Source organism: Paenibacillus sp. 598K (assembly GCF_003851045.1).
Taxonomy (GTDB): Bacteria; Bacillota; Bacilli; order Paenibacillales; family Paenibacillaceae; genus Paenibacillus_D.
In genome coordinates this window covers 1-7,268 of record NZ_BFBX01000186.1, presented here as the reverse complement: position 1 = coordinate 7,268, position 7,268 = coordinate 1, and the positions used below count along the sequence as shown (strand labels likewise).

General features: G+C 59.2%; 7 protein-coding genes. 5 read left to right on the top strand and 2 right to left on the bottom strand.

Features of this window, described 5'->3' with window-relative positions:
• Window positions 1–305: 305 nt before the first annotated feature.
• The 3 genes from PA598K_RS34185 (at window position 306) to gdhA (ending at window position 3,531) form a co-directional block, all read left to right on the top strand.
• Window positions 306–875, top strand: a complete 570-nt coding sequence (locus tag PA598K_RS34185) for a GNAT family N-acetyltransferase (protein ID WP_128661192.1) — start codon at window positions 306–308, stop codon at window positions 873–875.
• A gap of 70 nt (window positions 876–945) precedes the next feature.
• Complete coding sequence (locus PA598K_RS34180; RefSeq protein ID WP_128661191.1) at window positions 946–1,929, top strand: diaminopimelate dehydrogenase; 984 nt, start codon at window positions 946–948, stop codon at window positions 1,927–1,929.
• Between the two features lie 228 nt (window positions 1,930–2,157).
• Entirely contained in the window at window positions 2,158–3,531 is a 1,374-nt protein-coding gene (gene gdhA, locus PA598K_RS34175; protein ID WP_128661190.1) for an NADP-specific glutamate dehydrogenase, read from the top strand.
• Window positions 3,532–3,607: 76 nt separating this feature from the next.
• On the opposite strand, the gene PA598K_RS34170 is transcribed toward gdhA, so the two are convergent.
• The gene (locus PA598K_RS34170; protein ID WP_128661189.1) at window positions 3,608–4,834 is read right to left on the bottom strand and encodes an EAL domain-containing protein; all 1,227 of its coding nucleotides are present in this window, start codon (window positions 4,832–4,834) and stop codon (window positions 3,608–3,610) included.
• A gap of 131 nt (window positions 4,835–4,965) precedes the next feature.
• Window positions 4,966–5,259 carry a hypothetical protein gene (locus PA598K_RS34165; protein ID WP_128661188.1) on the bottom strand — a complete coding sequence of 98 codons (294 nt, stop codon included), beginning with the start codon at window positions 5,257–5,259 and terminating at the stop codon, window positions 4,966–4,968.
• Window positions 5,260–5,465: 206 nt separating this feature from the next.
• Between PA598K_RS34165 and motA the strand changes: the two genes are divergently transcribed.
• On the top strand, window positions 5,466–6,272 hold the full coding sequence (gene motA / locus PA598K_RS34160; RefSeq protein ID WP_128661187.1) for a flagellar motor stator protein MotA: 807 nt from the start codon (window positions 5,466–5,468) through the stop codon (window positions 6,270–6,272).
• Entirely contained in the window at window positions 6,250–7,077 is an 828-nt protein-coding gene (locus tag PA598K_RS34155) for a flagellar motor protein MotB (RefSeq protein ID WP_128661186.1), read from the top strand. Before motA ends, PA598K_RS34155 begins: the two co-directional genes overlap by 23 nt.
• Window positions 7,078–7,268 lie beyond the last annotated feature (191 nt).

The window sequence follows — 7,268 nt, the reverse complement described above, 5'->3', positions numbered from 1 at the left end:
GGAATTGATTCATAATAAACTGGCCGCCGTCTCCGTAGGTGAGGCCGTAGGAGGCCATCATCGGCTCCAGCACCGCCCCCGCGACGACATGGGCCATGCCGATGACCATATACGACAGACAGCTTAACCATAATAAAGTACGCATTGCAGTTTCCTTTCTCTGTGCCATGACACATGCTGTAAGATGTTACGCCCCTCATCATATCATGAGTCGCAGCACATTTGATATACTATCTGTAGCCCTGCGCCAGCGAGCTGCGAGACCGCCATCTGGGATCGACTTCATCGGAAAAGAGGGAATAACTATGACCAAGCGCCACAGCGAGCCTCAGCGCTCCGCACCCCATCCCGAAAGCCAGCTGCCGTTGCCCGAGACGCCTGCGCCGGACGAGCTCCAACTCGTCCCGATGACGGCCGAGCATGCTCGTCAGATCTGCTCGTGGCGTTACGAGCCGCCCTACGATCTGTTCGACTGGCCGGCTTGGGATGTTCTGCTGGCCAGCGGCTCGGAGGCGGGCGACCCCGAGATTCGGAGCCGCCAGTTCGCCTCCGTCGTGGACAGCGGAGAGCGACTGATTGGCTTTGCTCAGTTTTTCCCACTGCTCGGCGTCACCCGGCTTGGACTTGGGCTGCACCCGAGGCTGTGCGGCCAGGGCCTGGGCGCTACGTTGACCAGACGGATCGTCGCCGAGGCCATCCGGCGCGCGCCTGAGGACGAGATCGATCTGGAGGTGCTCGTATGGAATGCGCGCGCGATCCGCGCCTATGAGCGAGCTGGCTTTGCGATTACGGACAGCTACACGCGCAATACGCCGTCCGGCCCTGCCGAATTTTACTGTATGGTCTATGACAAGAGCCATTTCGCAGATTCATAGTTTACATTTGATGTAACATCCTTATACTAGAGGAGAGCCTTTTTTTATTCACACCCCGAGGAGGACTATCATGCAATCAACGATCAAAGTCGGCATCGTCGGCTACGGCAACCTGGGCAAAGGTGTCCAGCAAGCCATCGCACAGAACCCCGATCTCGAGCTGGTGGCCATATTCACGCGCCGCGAGCCTGCCCAGCTCGGCCAAGATAGCGCCATCAAGTTCGAACACATCTCTGCCGCCGAGCAGTACAAGGGGCAGATCGACGTCATGATCCTGTGCGGCGGCTCCGCGACAGATCTGCCGGAGCAGACGCCGGCGATCGCAGCGATGTTCAATACGGTCGACAGCTTCGATACACATGCCAACATTCCGCAATTTTACGATAGCGTCGATGCCGTCGCCAAGCGCGCCGACACGATCAGCGTCATCTCCACCGGCTGGGACCCAGGCCTTTTCTCCATGAACCGCCTGCTCGCGCAGTCGATCCTGCCTGAGGGCAAGGAGTACACCTTCTGGGGCAAAGGCGTCAGCCAGGGCCACTCCGATGCGATCCGCCGCGTCCCGGGCGTCAAAGCCGGCGTCCAGTACACCGTGCCGCAGCAGGAAGTGATCGAGCGCATCCGCGCCGGCGAGACGCCGGAGCTGCCGACCCGCGCCAAGCATCTGCGGGCTTGCTATGTCGTCGCAGAGGAAGGCGCCGATCAAGCGCAGATCCGCGAGACGATCGTGACGATGCCCAACTACTTTGCCGACTATGACACGACCGTCGAGTTCATCACCGAGGAGCAGCTCAAGGCCGAGCACAGCGGCATGCCGCATGGCGGCTTCGTCATCCGCAGCGGCGTCACCGGCGAGGGCAGCCGTCAGATCATCGAGTTCGGACTGAAGCTCGACAGCAATCCCGAGTTCACGGCCAGCGTGCTCGTCGCTTATGCCCGCGCTGCCCACCGTCTGAGCCGCGAGGGCCAGACCGGCGCACGGACCGTTTTCGACATCCCGCTCGGCTACCTGTCGCCGAAATCTCCGGAAGATTTGCGTCGCGAACTACTCTAAATCGCCGCCTCAAAATCGCCTCGCAGATGCCGAACATTCGGCGTCAAATAAGGCTTATCGTTCGCTTTACCCCCCTGTTTTCAGGGGGTAATTTGCGTTGTCATTTAATTTTCTTCGCCACCCGATAAAAATTTTTTATTAGCCAAGTGATGTCATATTCGATAAAATCCATGATTAAGTGCAAAGAAACGTCAGATAGTGCAAATCGACCTAGAGGGAGTGTTTTTATTGACAGCGGTGATCACCGAACATGAAACACGGGCAGCGGAATATATCCGTTCCGTATACGAGGGCGTCGTGCGCCGGAATCCGCATGAACCCGAATTTCACCAGGCCGTTAAAGAATTTACGGATACTCTGCTTCCCGTTCTCGTAAAATACCCCCGTTATATCGACCAGGCTGTCCTTGAGCGGATGGTGGAGCCGGAGCGCTTGGTCTACTTCCGGGTGCCTTGGGTAGACGATCAAGGCAAAATACGCGTCAACCGCGGCTATCGCGTGCAGTTCAACAGCACGCTCGGCCCATACAAAGGCGGACTGCGCTTCCACCCGTCAGTCAACGCCAACATCGTCAAGTTCCTTGGCTTCGAGCAGATCTACAAAAACGCCCTGACCGGCCTGCCAATCGGCGGCGGCAAAGGCGGCTCGGACTTCGATCCCAAAGGCAAATCGGATATGGAGATTATGCGCTTCACGCAAAGCTTCATGACGGAGCTGTATAAATATCTGGGCGAGGACACAGACGTGCCTGCAGGCGACATCGGTGTCGGCGGTCGCGAGATCGGCTACATGTTCGGCCAATACAAGCGGATCCGCGGCGGCAATGAATCGGGGGTACTGACGGGCAAAGGGGTGCTCTACGGAGGCAGCCTCGGACGCACAGAGGCTACCGGCTATGGCTGCGTCTACTTCGTACAGGAGATGCTCAACTCCGCAGGACTGAGCTACGATGGCAGCACGGTCGTCGTCTCGGGCTCCGGCAATGTCGCCATCTACGCAATCGAGAAGGCGCAACAGCTCGGCGCTACCGTCGTTGCATGCAGCGACTCCTCCGGCTATATCCACGACCCGCAAGGCATCGACCTCGAGCTGCTGAAGCAGCTGAAGGAAAGAGACCGCAAGCGGATCAGCGAATACACCAACTTCCGCCCGCAGGCGACGTTCACGCCGGGCTGCGAGGGCATCTGGACGATCCCGTGCGATATCGCGCTGCCTTGCGCCACCCAAAATGAAATCGACGGCGACGCTGCGGCAACACTCGTGCGCAACGGTGTCAAAGCGATCGGCGAAGGCGCCAACATGCCGTCCACGCTCGAGGCGATCGACACGTTCCTCGAGCACGGCGTCCTGTTCGGACCGGCCAAAGCGGCCAATGCCGGCGGCGTAGCCGTCTCGGCGCTGGAGATGTCGCAAAACAGCATGCGTCTGTCGTGGACCTTCGAAGAGGTCGACGCGAAGCTGCACCTGATCATGAAAAACATCTACGATCGCGCTGTCGCCGCCTCCGAGGAGTACGGCTGTCCGGGCAACCTGGTCGCTGGCGCTAATATCGCTGCCTTCGTCCATGTCGCCGACGCGATGATCGCGCAAGGCGTCGTCTAAGCGACCTAGCAGGCTCTGTAACACACGATCTTGCCATAGGCAGACCTTCCGACCCGACAGCGAATCCTAGCGGCGCTCAGCCGCCGTGGACGGCTGTCGGGTCGAGCATGTCTACGAACAGGATCCGTCCCGCCCCGAGCTGGATGGAGACGGAGCGGATGCGCGCCTTGGTCTCCAGATCGGTATAGGTGAGCGAGACGCCGCTCTGGCCGCGCTGTCGCATCGCCAGCAGGCTGGAGACGAAGTAAGGCCGCCAGCTCCAGTTGGCCCCCTGATAGCGGCTCTGACGGCGCCAGTGTGCGCCTTCCCGGCGATAGTTGGAGGAGAGCTGCAGCCCGTTCTCCCGGCAGATATAGACACGGATACAGTCGGCGTGCAAGACGTCCAGCAGACGTTCGATCCCGACATCCTCGTCGACCGCGCTGTCGACCAGCTCGGCCACCGCGCCCGCCTGCTCCTGCAGGCGGGCGCTCTGCGTCTGCCAGTAGCGCTCGACGGCGTACAGCCGCTGACGATGGGCCTCCAGCTCCTCCTCCACGAGCGCCGAGAAGCGGTCTGCCTCGCAGAACACAGGCCCCGCCGGGGCGAACAAGTAGCCCTGCACGTAGCGCGCGCCGATCTCTATGGCCCGCTGTAGATCCTCGCGCGTCTCTACGCCCTCGATGAGGAGAGAGGCGCCGATCTGCTCGGCCAGCGTGGAAAAGGAGCGCAGCACGCCGAAGTAGCCGCTGTGGCTGGCACTCTGCTTCATCATGTGTATATCGACCTTGAGCAGGTCCGGCGCGAGTTGGGCGATCCGGTCGGCGTTGTTGAAGCCAGTGCCGACATCGTCGATGGCGATCAGACAGCCGGCCTGGCGGTAGACGTCGATAACCTCGACCAGCGCTCGGATCGAGCCGCCAAACGCCTCCTCCGTCACTTCGATGACAATACGTGACGCGTCGATGTCATATTTATTCAACAATTGCAGGGTGAGCAGCTCGCCGCTCTGCTGATACGATTGATGCATCCAGCTCGGCTTGAGGTTGAGGAACAGACGCTGCCCCTCGTCCTGTCCGCGCAGTCCGGCCAGCGCCTGCTCACGGATGTGACGGTCGATGCGCATCTGCTCCGACGCCAGCACGCGGGGATCGGTGAAAAACGGCCCCAGCGTTTCCAGACGGCCTTCTCTACGGCGCCTGCCCAACACCTCGTAGCCAATGATCCGACGGGTATCCAGCGCCAGCACGGGCTGGTAGCAGGGGATCGCTTCTCTCAGGGACGGCGTAGCGGGCAACGGTTGATTGTCAGCGTAGTTGTACATGCGCTCTCCCTCGTCCACTTATATGTCAACTATTTTCACATCATATAATATGATACGATTGTAAGGGAGAAGGCAAAGATTGTAAAGCCCCGGTAGCGACGACCCTCAACTTGGGAGACAGACCTCCGCCATCAGATCAGTCTGACGATCCGCACCTCGGTGCCGTCTACCGCCACCTCGATGACATGGAACTTTGGCCGATGCGTGATGACGCCGCTGCCGACCTGGATGATCTCTTGCTCCCCCAGCCCGTAAAATACATCATCGGCCAGCGCCTCCATCACTTCCTTGCGCTCGCTCTCGCCAAGCGCCACCCAATCCTCTCTGGACATATCAAAAAACTCGTAGCTGTTGTCGATCGCCCCTACCGCCTCCGTCAGCTCTGTGAGGATATCCGCATATTCTCTGGCATGTTTTACGCCCATGATATGTTCTCCACCTTCCTAGTTTGTCGACTTCCTTATGGTTTGCACAATCTTTTTAAGCTATTATAGTTCATTTATGCACGTTTGGCTCACAATTCAGACGTTTGCCTCTAATCTCCCCGTCCTTTCTGTCGATATATAGGTAGAGAGAGTTGTCGAATCTGGTTTTGGCTGTTCTCCTACATCTTCTCTGGACGGGGTGTCTTATGGAAAAATCAACACTAATCGGTATCGGACTTGGGCTCGTGGCTGTCGTGGGCGGGATGTTCCTGAAGCATGCGCCACTGATCAACCTATACAATCCTGCCGCATTCGTCATTATCCTCGTCGGCACAGCCGCCTCCTTGTTCGTCGGCTTCCCGATGTCCGAGATCAAAAAATTCCCCAAACTGATCAAGCTGGTCTTCACGGCCCAGCAGCTCGTGCCGCGAGCCGAGCTGATCCGCCTGTTCATGGACTGGGCAACCATCACCCGCCGCGAAGGGCTGCTGGCGCTGGAGACGCAGGTAGACGATATCAAGGACCCGTTCCTGCGCAACGGCATGCGGATGATCATCGACGGCAACGACCAGGACTTCGTCCGCGACGTCTTGCTTGAGGATATCGCCGCCACCGAGGAGCGGCACAAGGCTGGCGCGCTCCTTTTCTCCCAGGCGGGCATGTATGCGCCGACGCTTGGGGTGCTCGGCGCGGTTATCGGTCTGATCGCCGCCCTCGCCGATATGAGCGATATGAACAAGCTCGCCGCTGCGATCGCCGCCGCCTTTATCGCGACGCTGCTCGGGATCTTCACCGGCTATGTGCTGTGGCATCCGATCGCCAACAAGCTGAAGCGCTTGTCCAAGCGCGAGCTGGAGATCCGCCTCATGATGGTTGAGGGGCTGCTCTCGATCCAGTCCGGCGTCTCGACGATTGCCATCAGTCAGAAGCTCTCTGTCTTCCTCACGCCGACTGAACGGCAGCAGATGAGCGAGAAAGAAGGTGTCGTCAGTGAGCAAACGGCACAAGCATAACGACCATGAAGAGCATGCCGACGAATCCTGGCTGATCCCTTATGCCGACTTGATGACGCTGCTGCTGGCGCTGTTCATCGTGCTCTACTCGATGAGCGCCGTCGACGCCAGGAAGTTCGAGGAGATGAGTCAGGCGTTCAGCATCGCCTTCAACACCGGGGGCAACGGCGTGCTCGACTCGCCCTCGGTCATCCGCACGGGTCCGCAGACCGAGATCCCGATCGACACCGAGGCGCATCGCGAGGAGCAGGACGACCAGACGCTGGAGGAGCAGCGCAAGTCGCTCATGCAGAAGGAACAGGAGGATCTGGAGAAGCTCAAAAAGGAGCTCGACGAGTATATCCAAAATCATGGCCTGACCAGTCAGCTTGAGACGCAGCTCAATCTGGCACAGCTGATGATCGTCATCAGCGACAACGCCCTGTTCGCCTCTGGCAGCGCGACCGTCAAGGAAGAGTCGCGCGAGCTCGGCCTGGCGATCGGCAAGATGTTGAGCGACTACCCCGACTACGAGGTCTTCGTATCCGGCCACACCGACAACGAGCCGATCTCTACCTATCAGTTCGAATCCAACTGGTATCTGAGCACGATGCGAGCAGTCCGTTTCCTTGACGTCATTCTGTCCAATTCCGAGCTGGATCAGAAGCGATTCGGCGCAAGCGGATTTGGCGAGAACCGTCCCGTCGCCACCAACGCGACGCCGGAGGGCCGCGCCAAAAACCGCCGCGTCGAGGTGTCGATTATCCGTAAATATGTCGACGATCAAAATACGCAACAAATTCCGGCTACGCCCAAAACCGAGTAACCGACCAGTCAAGGCGACCCGGCTGATCGCTTGGCGATGAGTCGCGTCTGCGCCATGAACCAGGCCCTGGGCCAGGCTGCTCCGCGGGAGGCGCCTGGCTGGCCTCCACTCACGCCGACTTGAATAGCATATGCAAGCTTACGCAAAGACGCTTTCAAACCCACCTTTATCGTGGGTTTGAAAGCGTCTTT

Bases quoted from the DNA above. Each gene is read 5' to 3' on its own strand.
- PA598K_RS34185 (WP_128661192.1), top strand. From the start codon at position 306: ATGACCAAGCGCCACAGCGAGCCTCAGCGCTCCGCACCCCATCCCGAA.
- PA598K_RS34180 (WP_128661191.1), top strand. From the start codon at position 946: ATGCAATCAACGATCAAAGTCGGCATCGTCGGCTACGGCAACCTGGGC.
- PA598K_RS34170 (WP_128661189.1), bottom strand. From the start codon at position 4,834: ATGTACAACTACGCTGACAATCAACCGTTGCCCGCTACGCCGTCCCTG.
- PA598K_RS34165 (WP_128661188.1), bottom strand. From the start codon at position 5,259: ATGGGCGTAAAACATGCCAGAGAATATGCGGATATCCTCACAGAGCTG.
- motA (WP_128661187.1), top strand. From the start codon at position 5,466: ATGGAAAAATCAACACTAATCGGTATCGGACTTGGGCTCGTGGCTGTC.